18 protein-coding genes are annotated in these 12247 nt (G+C 53.8%); 10 read left to right on the top strand and 8 right to left on the bottom strand.

All coding sequences use genetic code 11. From position 1 onward, the window contains the following. Window positions 1-4: 4 nt before the first annotated feature. The 4 genes from V7Z75_RS10455 to V7Z75_RS10440 all read left to right on the top strand — a co-directional run bounded on the left by V7Z75_RS10455 (window position 5) and on the right by V7Z75_RS10440 (window position 3091). Window positions 5-796, top strand: a complete 792-nt coding sequence (locus V7Z75_RS10455; protein ID WP_334108574.1) for an EAL domain-containing protein — start codon at window positions 5-7, stop codon at window positions 794-796. Between the two features lie 111 nt (window positions 797-907). Further along, the gene (locus V7Z75_RS10450) at window positions 908-1441 is read left to right on the top strand and encodes a hypothetical protein (protein WP_334108572.1); all 534 of its coding nucleotides are present in this window, start codon (window positions 908-910) and stop codon (window positions 1439-1441) included. Between the two features lie 103 nt (window positions 1442-1544). Beyond that, window positions 1545-2156, top strand: a complete 612-nt coding sequence (locus V7Z75_RS10445) for a superoxide dismutase (protein ID WP_334108571.1) — start codon at window positions 1545-1547, stop codon at window positions 2154-2156. A 50-nt stretch (window positions 2157-2206) separates the two neighbouring features. Further along, complete coding sequence (locus V7Z75_RS10440; RefSeq protein ID WP_334108570.1) at window positions 2207-3091, top strand: ZIP family metal transporter; 885 nt, start codon at window positions 2207-2209, stop codon at window positions 3089-3091. Between the two features lie 53 nt (window positions 3092-3144). Here the strand turns inward: V7Z75_RS10440 and V7Z75_RS10435 are convergent, their stop codons facing one another. Continuing rightward, complete coding sequence (locus V7Z75_RS10435; RefSeq protein WP_334108568.1) at window positions 3145-3654, bottom strand: C40 family peptidase; 510 nt, start codon at window positions 3652-3654, stop codon at window positions 3145-3147. Between the two features lie 163 nt (window positions 3655-3817). Here V7Z75_RS10435 and V7Z75_RS10430 point away from each other — a divergent pair, with 163 nt between their 5' ends. After that, window positions 3818-4153 carry a hypothetical protein gene (locus V7Z75_RS10430; RefSeq protein WP_334108567.1) on the top strand — a complete coding sequence of 112 codons (336 nt, stop codon included), beginning with the start codon at window positions 3818-3820 and terminating at the stop codon, window positions 4151-4153. Between the two features lie 27 nt (window positions 4154-4180). After that, complete coding sequence (locus V7Z75_RS10425; RefSeq protein WP_334108565.1) at window positions 4181-5860, top strand: ABC1 kinase family protein; 1680 nt, start codon at window positions 4181-4183, stop codon at window positions 5858-5860. Window positions 5861-5941: 81 nt separating this feature from the next. Here V7Z75_RS10425 and V7Z75_RS10420 read toward each other — a convergent pair whose 3' ends face one another. Beyond that, entirely contained in the window at window positions 5942-6148 is a 207-nt protein-coding gene (locus V7Z75_RS10420) for a hypothetical protein (RefSeq protein ID WP_334108563.1), read from the bottom strand. 135 nt (window positions 6149-6283) lie between these two features. Here V7Z75_RS10420 and V7Z75_RS10415 point away from each other — a divergent pair, with 135 nt between their 5' ends. After that, on the top strand, window positions 6284-8200 hold the full coding sequence (locus V7Z75_RS10415; RefSeq protein WP_334108562.1) for a peptidase U32 family protein: 1917 nt from the start codon (window positions 6284-6286) through the stop codon (window positions 8198-8200). A 32-nt stretch (window positions 8201-8232) separates the two neighbouring features. Here the strand turns inward: V7Z75_RS10415 and V7Z75_RS10410 are convergent, their stop codons facing one another. From V7Z75_RS10410 to V7Z75_RS10400, 3 genes are read right to left on the bottom strand one after another with little or no spacing between them, the layout of a single operon-like run. Continuing rightward, complete coding sequence (locus V7Z75_RS10410) at window positions 8233-8499, bottom strand: hypothetical protein (RefSeq protein ID WP_309564316.1); 267 nt, start codon at window positions 8497-8499, stop codon at window positions 8233-8235. After that, window positions 8496-9176 carry a hypothetical protein gene (locus V7Z75_RS10405; protein ID WP_334108560.1) on the bottom strand — a complete coding sequence of 227 codons (681 nt, stop codon included), beginning with the start codon at window positions 9174-9176 and terminating at the stop codon, window positions 8496-8498. The genes V7Z75_RS10410 and V7Z75_RS10405 overlap by 4 nt, the downstream gene beginning before the upstream one ends. 12 nt (window positions 9177-9188) lie before the next feature. Further along, window positions 9189-9398, bottom strand: coding sequence for a hypothetical protein (locus V7Z75_RS10400; protein ID WP_334108558.1), 210 nt, complete (start codon window positions 9396-9398; stop codon window positions 9189-9191). Window positions 9399-9512: 114 nt separating this feature from the next. Between V7Z75_RS10400 and V7Z75_RS10395 the strand changes: the two genes are divergently transcribed. Then, window positions 9513-9743, top strand: a complete 231-nt coding sequence (locus V7Z75_RS10395) for a helix-turn-helix domain-containing protein (protein ID WP_309564318.1) — start codon at window positions 9513-9515, stop codon at window positions 9741-9743. Between the two features lie 85 nt (window positions 9744-9828). On the opposite strand, the gene V7Z75_RS10390 is transcribed toward V7Z75_RS10395, so the two are convergent. The 3 genes from V7Z75_RS10390 to V7Z75_RS10380 are packed head-to-tail and all read right to left on the bottom strand — an operon-like array spanning window position 9829 to window position 11055. Further along, entirely contained in the window at window positions 9829-10116 is a 288-nt protein-coding gene (locus tag V7Z75_RS10390) for a type II toxin-antitoxin system RelE/ParE family toxin (RefSeq protein WP_334108556.1), read from the bottom strand. Continuing rightward, on the bottom strand, window positions 10113-10397 hold the full coding sequence (locus V7Z75_RS10385; RefSeq protein WP_334108555.1) for a CopG family ribbon-helix-helix protein: 285 nt from the start codon (window positions 10395-10397) through the stop codon (window positions 10113-10115). The genes V7Z75_RS10390 and V7Z75_RS10385 overlap by 4 nt, the downstream gene beginning before the upstream one ends. Window positions 10398-10449: 52 nt before the next feature. After that, window positions 10450-11055 (bottom strand): TetR/AcrR family transcriptional regulator, encoded by a 606-nt coding sequence (locus V7Z75_RS10380; protein ID WP_334108554.1) that lies wholly within the window; start codon window positions 11053-11055, stop codon window positions 10450-10452. 125 nt (window positions 11056-11180) lie between these two features. On the opposite strand from V7Z75_RS10380, the gene V7Z75_RS10375 reads away from it, so the two are divergent. Both V7Z75_RS10375 and V7Z75_RS10370 read left to right on the top strand, forming a co-directional pair. Beyond that, a complete protein-coding gene (locus V7Z75_RS10375) occupies window positions 11181-11924 on the top strand; it encodes an SDR family oxidoreductase (protein ID WP_334108553.1) in 744 nt (247 codons plus the stop codon). A 62-nt stretch (window positions 11925-11986) separates the two neighbouring features. Next, on the top strand, window positions 11987-12172 hold the full coding sequence (locus V7Z75_RS10370; RefSeq protein WP_334108552.1) for a DUF2798 domain-containing protein: 186 nt from the start codon (window positions 11987-11989) through the stop codon (window positions 12170-12172). Window positions 12173-12247: the final 75 nt, after the last annotated feature.

Genomic DNA, 12247 nt, shown 5'->3' with positions numbered 1-12247 from the left:
ACAAATGAATGCATTTAATCACTCTGAAATAAACGCATTGCGCCGCGGGCGCGAAACTCCTGTGCAGCAGCGCGGCATGATTTCCAGCGAGTTGCTGGATGCCATGATCGCCAGTCAGTTTGCGACCTGTTACCAGCCCATCATAGACGTACAGTCATCTGAGGTGCTGGGGTATGAGGCATGCACGCAATACCGGTCGCGAGGCGGGCAGACCTTGCGCGCGGACAGATTGTACATAAGCTTGCGCGACCATCCCTTGCTGCTATTGCACCTGGAACTGGGCCTGAAAAAAATGCAGATCACTGAATTTCCGGGCGATGGCTGGCTGATGTTGGACTTAAATGTCGATAGCTTTTTCGCGGGAGGGGAGGGTGCAGATAACCCCATTCTGGCGTTGTTCAGGAAATATGCTTGGTCCGAGCGTGAGATCGTGGTCAACCTGGTTCAGCAGGATGCGCAACAGGATATTTGGCGCTCCCAGCAAGTCATGGAGACGTTGCAGCAGTCGGGCTTGACGGTGGCGTTGGAGGATGCAGGGATATGCTGGGGCATGTTTTCCCTGAATACTTTCCTGAGCGTGGCCATGGTGCAATTCAGCAGTCATGCTCTGCGCCAGCTGGATAGCAAGGCGGCTCAGGCAATGGTGGATTGGCTGGTGGGAGCGGCGCGCAAGCTTGGTGTGCAAACCGTGATGACCGATGTGGAGTCATGCGCTACCTTGGATTGGGCGCGCAAGCTGGGAGTAGATTGCGTGCAAGGGCCATTATTCGCCAGGCAGAACCTGCAAATAAGCTGAATCTTAGCTTGGTCGAGCAGATTTAATAGCAGGAAGGAGTTGTATTGTTATTTTAAATAAATAATAATTATTATCATTATTGTTATATAAGAAGCGGTATCGGTTCCAATCATGAGTGCAGCTAAGTATCAGCGCTACTGGCAGCGTCCCTCTGACGATAAAGTGGAAAAACTGTTATCGACTTGGGAGCATGCCATTCGCCAAGGAAACGAGGCTTATACCGAGAACCGGACGCAATTGGCTTTACAGCAATACCAGCTTGCGCTCAGGCAGGCTAAATTACTGCTCAGGGAATATGTGCAGGCGAAGGCAGGGGAGAAGCCTTCGCATGGGAGATTTTCAGTAGACCAGATCTTGGCTGCTTATGTAGTGTCTCACCACAACCTTGCAGATGCCCACATCCGGCAAGGTGATGTGCATACGGCGGCGTGCCGCTTGTGCGAAGTGCATCGTTGCCTTTCATGCATCTGTTCCGATCCCGCCTTTCATGGCGAACTGCGTGATGCTGCGCAGCGCCACGGGCGTCATACCTACCACGCATTACTGACTTTCAACCGCCTGTATCAGCAGGTTTCTCCACTGGTGGAGAAGACGTTGCATGCCTGCGGACAATTCTGCGCACTACAAACACAAACCATGCATTGACCCCAAGGCAACGAGATTTTCTGTCTAAAAAGGCTTAAGATAAGCGCTTGCCGTATCTGGATTTCTATTCCCCTTTCAATTTTCAACACTGAGGAGTGAAATAATGTCGTATACCTTACCCCCGCTGGATTATGCTTATACTGCGCTGGAGCCTCATATCGATGCGCAAACCATGGAAATTCACCACACCAAGCATCACCAGACTTATATCAATAATGTCAATGCGGCTCTGGAAGGCACGGAGTTTGCTAACGAGCCAGTAGAAGCAATACTGGTAAAACTGGATAGCTTGCCGGAAAACCTGCGCGGTCCGGTACGCAATAATGGTGGCGGTCATGCCAACCACAGCCTGTTCTGGAAAGTCATGTCTCCTCAAGGCGGCGGCGAGCCAACCGGCGCGTTGGCAGAAGCCATCCAGAAGGACATTGGCGGGTTTGATGCATTTAAGGAAGCATTTACCAAAGCAGCTTTGACTCGTTTCGGCAGCGGTTGGGCATGGCTTTCCGTCACGCCAGAGAAAAAGCTGGTCGTGGAAAGTACAGGCAACCAGGATAGTCCGCTGTCGCAGGGCAATACTCCGATTCTCGGGTTGGACGTCTGGGAGCATGCCTATTACCTGCACTACCAGAACCGCCGTCCAGAGTATATCGGAGCCTTCTTCAATGTCATCAACTGGAATGAAGTGGCACGTCGCTATCAGGCTGCCCTGGCTTAACCCTACGGCTTAATCCATACAGATAATCACGCAAAATGAACTTTCCTCATATGATCGCTAACAGCCGACCAAGAATCTGGTATTGGATGATGGGGCTGACAGGCATGGTGCTGGTTCTGCTGGTACCTTGGCTGAGCGAGTGGGGGCAGGCAGCCTGGGGCGTTCCCCAGGTGCGTGATGCTTTTCTGGGAGGTATGGTGGCGGCATTGGCAACTGCCGCAGGAACATTGCCAGTATTGTTCTGGAAGCGGCTGCCTGATCGCGTAATGGACACCTTGTTTGGTTTCGGCGCTGGCGTCATGCTGGCCGCCAGCGCTTTTTCGCTGATCGTGCCCGGCATCGAGGCGGCGCAGGCGCAGGGAGCCGGCCCTTGGGGCGCCGCTTCAATCGTCGGCGGGAGCATTATCATTGGCGCTGCCCTGTTGCTGGCATTGGAACACTGGATACCTCATGAGCATTTCATCAAGGGTATGGAGCGTGAAAATACCCTGGCATTGAAGCGTACCTGGCTGTTCGTATTCGCCATTGCCTTGCATAACGTCCCTGAGGGATTGGCAATTGGCGTGGGTTTTGCGGGCGGTGATGTGGTGCGGGGCGGGGCGTTGGCAACCGGGATTGCGATTCAGGATATACCGGAAGGCTTTGTCGTGGCGATGGCGCTGGCAGTCGTGGGTTACTCACGCAAGACTGCCATCATGCTTGGTATCGCCAGCGGCCTGGTTGAACCCGTGGGAGCAGTATTGGGCGCGGCGATCATAAGTTCTTCAGCCACCTTGTTGCCGTGGGGCTTAAGTGTGGCGGCGGGTGCCATGCTGTTTGTGGTGAGTCACGAAATTATCCCTGAATCTCATCGCAAAGGACATGAAGTCTTTGCGACCAGCGGGCTGATTATTGGTTTTGTACTGATGATGATGCTGGATACGGCCCTAGGTTAAAGGTCGCCAGCTTCAGATCTGATATATCTTAAAATATCTTCTGGAAGTCGGTGCTAATGGCCGTTGTCGATGCGGCGCGCGCCATTGAAGCGCTTTGCCCAGTAACCTTCCGACATATCGACAACCTGAACACTACCGCCTGAACTGGGCGCGTGGATGAATTTATGGTTGCCGAGGTAGATGCCTACATGTGAAAACGCGGATCTCAAGGTATTGAAGAAAACCAGATCGCCAGGTTGCAATTGTTCCTGTGACACAGGCTGGCCAAGCTGGCTGATGGCTTTTGCACCATGCGGCAGGGTCATGCTGGTGGACTGCTGAAATACATAACGCACAAATCCGCTGCAATCGAACCCGGTTTCCGGGGATTTTCCGCCATAGTTGTATTTGATACCGGTTAGGCTCAATGCATTGATGAGCACTTCCTGCATGGCATCTGTCCATTCCTGGGCGGTTTCAACGGCTTCTTGCTGGAGTTGCCTTGAGGAAGGAAACTCGGCAGCGAGAGCGTTAGATGTCGCATTGAGCAGAACCAGCGCTGAGAAAATAACGGCTAATTTCATAGGCATCCCTATATCTTATAAGGTTGTTTTCGGTGCTGTAAACCAATACTTTAATTTTTCATGAAACTCAGCCATCGTTCGCCTGTCTTGTTCGGAAGGGGGGAGCCAAGATTATGGCTTGGTGTAAAATAGCGATTCGACGCTGGAATGAAGGCATGACATCATGAATCCAAGCACTTATCCACTTGTGCAGGTACCGACGCCAAAGCATGAAGATGCAAGGCGGCGCGAGCTGTTGCATCACCTGAGCCCTGAAGAAATGGAACAAACCCTGTCAGAGTATGCCAGACACTTCAAGTTGAGCCCGCGTGAGCGAGCGCGATTGCTGGCATCTTCTGTTACCCGGCATATTCATGATGCAGGGCATCGCATCAAGCAAACAGGCAAGCAAGCCGTCAAACACGCCGGCGCAAGACTTGCCCATGCAGCCAGCCATAAACTGATGAAAGTGGCGACACGTATTGAACAGCGGGCCAGCCGTCTGGACCGCGACGAATAAGACCAACAACTTTTTGCCGGGAAAACTATGCTGCGTGAAACAATTTCGGTAATGCGCGATTTCAAGCGTGTGCGGATGATTGCACGCACTCTCATGTATTACGGTTGGGGCGATATTGCAGAGCGCCTGGGCAAGCGTAGCTGGTTGCGCCGGGCGGGCGATGCCCTTAATTCAGAGGCGTCGCAGGAAATCATGCAATTGCCTTCTGAAGTGCGCGCGCGCATGGCATTGCAGGAGTTGGGGCCAACCTTTGTGAAAATGGGGCAGGTGCTGGCCACGCGCCCGGATATTTTTCCGCCGCACTGGATTACCGAGCTCTCCAAGCTACAAGATCAGGTGCCGCCGGCGCCGTTCGAAGAAATGATGCCGGTATTGCAGGAGGCATTGGGCCGCTCCCCGTTTGAGGTATTCCGCGATTTTGATACTACCCCTGTTGCGGGGGCTTCCGTTGCTCAGGTGTATCAGGCCAGCTTGCAGGATGGCACGCCGGTCATCATCAAACTGCGGCGGCCGGGAATCAAGGAAAACATCGATGCCGACCTGAGGCTATTGCACCATCTTGCCGTCCTGATCGAGTCTGAAGTAGAGCAGGCCAAGCGCTTCAATCCGACTGAGATTGTTGACCAATTCGCCAAATCGTTGAAACGGGAACTGGATTTTGCGCTGGAAGGGCGTAATACGGAGCGTTTCGCACGCAATTTTCTCAAGGACGAGAATACCTCTTTTGCCAAGATTTACTGGGATTACACCAGTGAAAGCATGCTGGTGATGGAAAAGATCAATGGGATTCCCGGCAACAGCCTGGAAGAAGCGCGTGAGGCAGGCATGGACTTACCATTACTGGCTGCGCGCGGGGCCGATGCCGTCATGAAGATGGTGCTGATCGACGGCTTTTTCCATGCTGACCCCCATCCGGGCAATATCTTTTACCTGCCCGAGAACAAGATTGCAGTCATTGATTGCGGCATGGTTGGGCGTATCAGCGTGGAGAGGCGCAACGAGATTGCAGACCTGCTTTCCGCGTTGGTATCGCGCGACATTGATACCCTGCGCGATATCCTCATCGCTTGGGCGGGTAATGTCGTGGTGGATGAGGCCAAGCTGGGAGCGGACGTGGATGAGTTCATCTGCACCTATGACAATGCGCCGCTCAAGCACATCAGTTTTGGCATCCTGCTCAATGACCTCACTACCATCATGCGTGAGAACCAGCTTTCCGTGCCGCCGGATTTAACGATGCTGTTCAAGGCGCTGATTACGCTGGAAGGGCTGGGGCGCCAGCTTGACCCGGATTTCCAGATCGTCAGCCACCTCACGCCTTTCGTCAAAAAGATCATCATTGAGCGTTACATGCCCAAGACCCTTTGGCGCAAGGGCAGCCGTGGCATGGGCAAGGCGATTGGCGCCGTGGCCGATCTGCCGGGCGACGTTTCCCAGGTACTCAAGGAGGCCGGGCGCGGACGTCTCAAGCTCAACCTCGATTTGAAGCGCCTCGATCACTTCGGGCACCAGCTTGACCACAGCACCAACCGCCTGGCCATGGCTATGATCACGGCAGCCTTGATCGTCGGTTCTTCCATCGTCATGACGGTACGAGGCGGACCTGAGCTGTTCGGCCTGCCTGCATTCGGATTTCTCGGGTTTTTCCTTGCATTCGTCATCGGCGTCATGCTGATGGTGTCTATCTGGCGTTCTGGCCGCGATTAGTATCTGAGCTACCAGCTATTTTCGGGGCGAAAGAAAGGTGTAGCTGGGGTTCTGGGTTTGCGTTCTGAGAGCTGCTAGCATTTAATCGCCGCCCACCCCCAGCTTCTTGGCAACCGTCAAGGTCAGCAACGAGGCGACGAATAGCACGCCTAGGGTCATGAAGCTCTTGTGGATGAAGTCGGAATCCTTGATCCAGTCCCAAATCATGGCGACGCCGAGCAGCAGGCTCGCGAGTATGCACAGAATGCAGATGGTGAAGCAGATGTTGCGTATAGTGTTGATGCGCATGAAATGTCTCCTGAACCTGTTGTTTTTGCTTGTATCATATTGATGCGCTTGGGCAATCCGGCGCTATCCATTGCGTGATTATGGTATATTGCGCATCCATTTTCCATCCATGCATCACCTACATTTGTTGACGACATGACCCAAAGCCGCCGCCATCTTGAATTGCTCGCCCCGGCCAGGAATGCCGATTACGGCATTGCCGCGATCAACCACGGCGCCGATGCCGTGTATATCGGCGGACCGGCCTTCGGCGCGCGCGCCAAGGCGGAAAACTCGGTGGAGGATATTGCGCGGCTGGTGGCGCATGCGCACCGCTACCATGCCGAAGTGTTCGTGGCGTTCAACACCATCTTCCACGACAACGAACTCGAAGCCGCACGGCAGACCGCCTGGCAATTGTATGATGCGGGCGTGGACGCGCTGATCGTGCAGGACATGGGCCTGCTGCAGATGGATATTCCGCCGATTCAGCTGCACGCGAGCACCCAGACCGACATCCGCACCGTGGAAAAGGCCGTGTTCCTCGACCAGGTCGGTTTCACCCAGATCGTGCTGGCGCGAGAGATGGACCTCAACACCATCCGCAAAGTGGCCGATGCGACCCAATGCAACCTGGAATTCTTCATCCACGGCGCGTTGTGCGTGGCGTTCAGCGGCCAGTGCTACATCAGCCATGCCCACACCGGGCGCAGCGCCAACCGCGGCGAATGCTCGCAGGAGTGCCGCCTGCCTTACACGCTGGAAGACAGCCAGGGCCGTATCCTCGCCAAGGATAAGCACTTGCTCTCGATGAAGGATAACGACCAGAGCGCCAATCTGCGCGCGCTGGCGGAGGCGGGCGTGAGCGCTTTCAAGATCGAGGGGCGCTACAAGGACATCGCCTACGTCAAGAACGCCACGGCCTACTACCGCCAGTTGCTGGATGAGATTATCGAGGACACCCCGCATTATCGCCGCGCTTCCTCGGGTCGCGCGATCTTCAGCTTCGTGCCGCAGCCGGAAAAAACCTTCAACCGCAGCACCACCGAATACTTCCTGCACGGACGCGGCGAGGATGTCGGCGCGTTCGATACGCCCAAGTTCGCGGGCGAGGAAATCGGCCGCGTCACCAAAGTCGGGCCGGATTATTTTGAAGTGGAAACTTCGCTGGAATTGCACAACGGCGACGGCGTCTGCTTCTTCGACGTGCACAAGGAACTCACCGGCATGCGCATCAACACTGTGCAGGGCAATCGGCTTTACCCGAACGAAATGCCTGCCGACATGCGCCGCAACATGAAGGTCTACCGCAACCGCGATCATGCTTTCCTGCGCCTGCTGGAAAAGGATTCCGCCCAGCGCAAGATAGCTGTGGCAATGACGCTGCACGAAACGGCGGACGGCTTCGCGCTCAGCATGCAGGACGAAGACGGCTTCATGGCCTATGTGCAGACGAGCGCGGAAAAGCAGCCCGCCGAACAGGCGGAAAAGGCACAAGCCAATATCCGCGAAAACCTTGCCAAGCTCGGCAATACCGAGTTTTCCGCTGGTGAAGTGGCGCTGGACCTCAAGACGGCATGGTTCATTCCCAATTCCGTCGTCAATCAGCTCCGGCGCGAAGCGGTGGCCCAGCTACAAGCCACGCGTTTGCTTGGTTACGAGCGCCCCAGGCCCGGCAAGCCCGCCGAGCCACCTGCGCAATACCCGCAGGATACGCTGAGCTACCTCTCCAACGTCTACAACAAGAAAGCGCGCGAGTTCTACGAAAAGCACGGCGTGCAGGCGATTGCCGCCGCCTACGAGGCGAACGAGGAATTGGGCGAAGTGCCGGTGATGATCACCAAGCACTGCCTGCGCTACAGCTTCGCCATGTGCCCGAAGGAAGCCAAGGGCGTGATCGGCGTGCAAGGCACCATCACTGCCGAACCCATGACCCTCGTCAGCGGCAAGGACAGGATCAGCCTCAAGTTCGACTGCAAGCGCTGCGAAATGCACGTGATGGGCAAGGTGCGCAAGAACGTGCTGCAACTGCCGCAACCGCAGCCGGTGCAGTTCTTCGCCAAGCGGCCTTGAAGACTACTAAATTTTCTGGTGATTAAATTCGGTTAAAAGGGAGAGTCAATACGTCTTAATATTCCAGACCGATCAAAGTATAGATACGTTGGCCCCGCATAAATCCAGATTTCTTCTGTTCCTAACGCAGTGGTTTGTTTGAGTGTGCGCATAGGGTAGCCATCTATACTGCCAAGAACCTGTTGCTTGGTCATTCCAATCTGGTATTTGTATCTACGACTCTCCATTTCCTGCCAAGAAGTACAGCCTTGTAATAAGAATAGATATACCAGCAACGAAATGATGAGAGTTTTATTCATAGTAAATTCTTAATAAATTCTTTACATACGCTCTCATTTAGCTCTGCGAGTGTCATTGTTACGTTAGAACTTGAGCCTCCAGAACCGCCAGACTCCATGAATACTATGTTTGTGGTTCGTTTGTTAGGATAAGACGCCTGATATACGGCAATCCGTTCCTGATACTTTTGGGCCTCACAAGTGGTATGAACTTCAATGCCCGTTTTCTGAAGAGACGGTAAAAGCTCAAAGCTACATCCCTCGAACAGGGTGCCAAAGCAAGGTTGATGGTTGCCTGCTCCAGGTGATAGTGAAATATTCTCTACACCAAATTTTGGATTTGATGAGGTCGAATAAGTAATAGTCCAGGCCAGGATATTCTTTTTCCTTAACAAAACATATGAAGGTTTACCAAGAACATTAATTTGAAGAAGTCCTTGTCTGTAAGAGTTTTCACCCTCGGTCTTAAAACCATCAGTTAACCAAACAATGGGACCGCTAGCCTGATGGTCCCAGCTTATTTGTTCTGTTTTTTCATCTGGCATTAAAAGAAGAATTGCATTTCCAAGCTCCAGTGGGCCTGCAGCCGTAGCGATCCATGGGTAAACTGGTTCAGCATATGCAGTTTGAAAAATAAAGAAACAAAAAAATGTGGAAACGAAATTACGCGCATAGCGTAAAAATTGATTAGCTGCCATGAGAGATAATTCTTAGGATTTTACGAGTTTCGCAATTTCATTTTTGAATGTAATGCCAAGGGCTATCCCACGTTGATAGCTGGCTGAGTGAGTATCATGAGGCAGGCTCTCATGTTCTTTGGTATCGAGTAATCCATCTGCTACTCCCCGCTTGAAAGATAGCCCATGTCCATGTGGGATATCTGGAATATCTAGTGTGACTTTGTGTGTGCTGGACGACATTGTTTACTCCAATCGTGAGATTTTCTAGGTAGTTAAATTTTTCTTTTAAAATCCTATTTTGGGATTATTCCAGAATGGGATTATTTATTCAAGGCATCAAAGACAGGTGCCTGAATGAAATCTACCGATACGCCGGAATACCAAGCCTTGCTGGAGTTGTTAGTGCATGCCAGGAAGCGGGAAGGTTTAACGCAGGCAATGCTTGCCAGCAAACTTGGCAAACCTCAGTCCTATATTGCCAAGATTGAATCCGGGGAGCGCAGGATTGATGTGGTGGAGTTGTCTGAGTTAGGCAGGTATCTGCGGGTCAGGGTTGACGTGCAGTATTTGGATGATGGGCTTTAGTTGCATTGCTTGTGTAAGACGCATCTGCTCGAGGTGGGCAGTATGAGTTGAGCGAATCCAGGTTCTGGCGATTTCAATATTACTTTCATTCAAGCTCGCGCTGGTGCCTGATCGCCAGTATCAATACCTGGTCAGTGAGCGGGTCGAATTCATACAGCGCGATATAGCCGCTTCGCCCGCGTGAAATAACGAGCTCCTTCAAGTCCGTGCCGGATATTGGCCGGCCGATATCCGGGTGCAACGCCAGCAGCGAGATACCGTGATCGATGATATCGAAGGTGGCCATGGCCCATTCGGCTGATTGCTCCAGCAGAAAATCCACCAGCCTTTCAATATCCTCCAATGCAGCCGAGGAGTAGACGATGCTGGTCATCGTGTCTGCTTGATGGGTTTGGGTCTGGTTGTATGCTGGCCTTGTATCTTGTTGCGCAGGTAGGCATGAACATCTTCTGCCGTATAAGCGGTGCCGGATTGTCCATGTTCGGCTTTTGCCTCCAGGGCGCGGGCGATCAGCGCCTGCCGCTTTTCCTCTCGCAAGGTTTGTTCTGTGAGCGCGTCCAGCATGAAGGCATGCGCAGTCTTTCCTGTCGCATCGGCAAGTTGCTTGATGCGCGTTTTCAGGTTGTCTGGCAATTTGAGGCTGGTGGTTGTCATTGGCATACTGCTAGTGTTGGTAGCAATAAAGTAACACCTTGATGCAGGAAGGTCAACGAGATGGCCAGTTGTCCAGCACAAGCCTTGTCATATCCAGCAGTGCTTCGCGGCTGGCACCGCTGGCGGCTTGTGTGCTCATGCCCTGGTGCAAGGTGGCGATGTACTTGGCGAGGGTGGCAGGATTGGTTTGCCCAGGCAGGTCGCCTTCTCGTTGGGCGCGTTGCAGGCGCGCCGTCAGGGAAGTTTCGAACTGTTGCCTGTATTTCGCCAGTGTTTCCTTGACCGTGGCGGTTTCTTTGCTGCAACTCAGCGACCCCGTATTGACCATGCAGCCGCGGGGCGAATCCGGCGCAGTAAGGAAATGGACGCTTTCCGACAATAGCTTTTCCACCACGCGGTAGGCAGTGGGTTCGCCGAGCGCGGCCGAAACGAATGCAATCGGGCCGGCGATGTATCGCTGCAGCGCTTTCTCGAACAATTCCTCCTTGCTGCCGAACGCGGCATACAGGCTTGGCTTGTTGATTCCCATGGCATCGGTCAATTCTGCGACCGAGGTGCCTTCATAGCCATGGGCCCAGAACAATCGCATCGCAATCTCCAGGGATGCCTCCGGGTCGAATTTGATGGGGCGGCCCCGTGGTTTCTTGGTGTCAGCCATGTTCATACTCGCAATCACTATCGAATTAATAATATTGTACCACTTGGTTAAAAAATAGTTGACAATACAATTTCAAGCCGCTTATTATTTATTTACCGTTTGGTACATAAATATAGGAGATCAGCATGAGCAATACGGAAGATAAGGTTGCATTGATTACCGGCGCAAACCGCGGCATCGGCTTTGAAACCGCGAAGGAGCTGGGAGGCCAAGGCATCCAAGTAATATTGGCTGTGCGCGACCTTGCAGGCGGGGAAGCCGCGGCGGAAAAATTGCAGGCGCTTGGCATCAAGGCGGCCGTGGTGCCCTACGAAGCGGGCAAGCCTGGGGCCGCCGCCCAGGTGGCGGCGTTTGTCGAGCAGCATTTCGGCAAGCTGGATATCCTGGTGAATAATGCAGGCATCTTGAAAGAGAACCTGGTCGGCGGCAACAACAGCAGCCAAGTGGAAGGCAACGTGTTGCGCGATACCTTCGAGGTCAATTTCTTCGCCGTGATCGAGCTGACCCAGGCCTTGCTGCCCTTGATCAAGCGTTCCAAGGCCGGGCGGATCGTCAACCTGTCGAGCATCCTCGCTTCCCTCAGCCTGCACAGCATGCCGGATTCGCCTATCGAGCAGGCGAAAAGCGTCGCCTACAACACCTCTAAAACCGCCTTGAACGCTTATACCGTGCATCTTGCGCACGAGCTCAAGCACACGGCGATCAAGGTCAATGCGGCCCATCCCGGCTGGGTGAAGACAGCGCTTGGCGGCGCCAACGCCCCGATGGAGGTGGATGGCAGCGGCAAGACCAGCGCACAACTCGCCACGCTGGACGCGGAAGGGCCAACCGGCGGATTCTTCCATCAGGGCGAAGCATTGCCTTGGTAAGGTTGCCGCCGCATGGCAGGCGCCTGCACTCCCGGTACCGCAAGCCATTGTTCGCCTTTGTCATGTCGGCGGTAACCTCGCTGATCGTGTCGGCGGTGATCCTGGCGTTGCGCGGCGTGCCTGCGCTTCTCTTCCTGCATCAATGGGCCCGTGCTTTCATCACGGCATGGCCCGTGGTGTTCCTGTCCATTATCCTGATTGCGCCGCGGATCGATCGCTTGCTGGACTGGGTCGTGGAAAGGCACTAGGCAAAGGCGTCATCAGCCCTTAGGCCCTTGGGGCAGTCTTGTTCAGCGCTATCTGTTCTCTAGCCTGATGGGTAG

Source organism: Methylobacillus sp., assembly GCF_036844465.1.
Taxonomy (GTDB): Bacteria; Pseudomonadota; Gammaproteobacteria; order Burkholderiales; family Methylophilaceae; genus Methylobacillus.
Note: the sequence above shows the minus strand (reverse complement) of the source record. Positions and strands in the feature narration are given on the sequence as shown.

Coding starts and splice junctions, on each gene's coding strand:
- V7Z75_RS10390 (WP_334108556.1), bottom strand. CDS start 10,116: ATGACCAGCATCGTCTACTCCTCGGCTGCATTGGAGGATATTGAAAGG.
- V7Z75_RS10435 (WP_334108568.1), bottom strand. CDS start 3,654: ATGAAATTAGCCGTTATTTTCTCAGCGCTGGTTCTGCTCAATGCGACA.
- V7Z75_RS10440 (WP_334108570.1), top strand. CDS start 2,207: ATGATCGCTAACAGCCGACCAAGAATCTGGTATTGGATGATGGGGCTG.
- V7Z75_RS10415 (WP_334108562.1), top strand. CDS start 6,284: ATGACCCAAAGCCGCCGCCATCTTGAATTGCTCGCCCCGGCCAGGAAT.
- V7Z75_RS10385 (WP_334108555.1), bottom strand. CDS start 10,397: ATGACAACCACCAGCCTCAAATTGCCAGACAACCTGAAAACGCGCATC.
- V7Z75_RS10395 (WP_309564318.1), top strand. CDS start 9,513: ATGAAATCTACCGATACGCCGGAATACCAAGCCTTGCTGGAGTTGTTA.
- V7Z75_RS10445 (WP_334108571.1), top strand. CDS start 1,545: ATGTCGTATACCTTACCCCCGCTGGATTATGCTTATACTGCGCTGGAG.
- V7Z75_RS10420 (WP_334108563.1), bottom strand. CDS start 6,148: ATGCGCATCAACACTATACGCAACATCTGCTTCACCATCTGCATTCTG.
- V7Z75_RS10370 (WP_334108552.1), top strand. CDS start 11,987: ATGTCGGCGGTAACCTCGCTGATCGTGTCGGCGGTGATCCTGGCGTTG.
- V7Z75_RS10410 (WP_309564316.1), bottom strand. CDS start 8,499: ATGAATAAAACTCTCATCATTTCGTTGCTGGTATATCTATTCTTATTA.
- V7Z75_RS10405 (WP_334108560.1), bottom strand. CDS start 9,176: ATGGCAGCTAATCAATTTTTACGCTATGCGCGTAATTTCGTTTCCACA.
- V7Z75_RS10450 (WP_334108572.1), top strand. CDS start 908: ATGAGTGCAGCTAAGTATCAGCGCTACTGGCAGCGTCCCTCTGACGAT.
- V7Z75_RS10380 (WP_334108554.1), bottom strand. CDS start 11,055: ATGGCTGACACCAAGAAACCACGGGGCCGCCCCATCAAATTCGACCCG.
- V7Z75_RS10425 (WP_334108565.1), top strand. CDS start 4,181: ATGCTGCGTGAAACAATTTCGGTAATGCGCGATTTCAAGCGTGTGCGG.
- V7Z75_RS10430 (WP_334108567.1), top strand. CDS start 3,818: ATGAATCCAAGCACTTATCCACTTGTGCAGGTACCGACGCCAAAGCAT.
- V7Z75_RS10375 (WP_334108553.1), top strand. CDS start 11,181: ATGAGCAATACGGAAGATAAGGTTGCATTGATTACCGGCGCAAACCGC.
- V7Z75_RS10455 (WP_334108574.1), top strand. CDS start 5: ATGAATGCATTTAATCACTCTGAAATAAACGCATTGCGCCGCGGGCGC.
- V7Z75_RS10400 (WP_334108558.1), bottom strand. CDS start 9,398: ATGTCGTCCAGCACACACAAAGTCACACTAGATATTCCAGATATCCCA.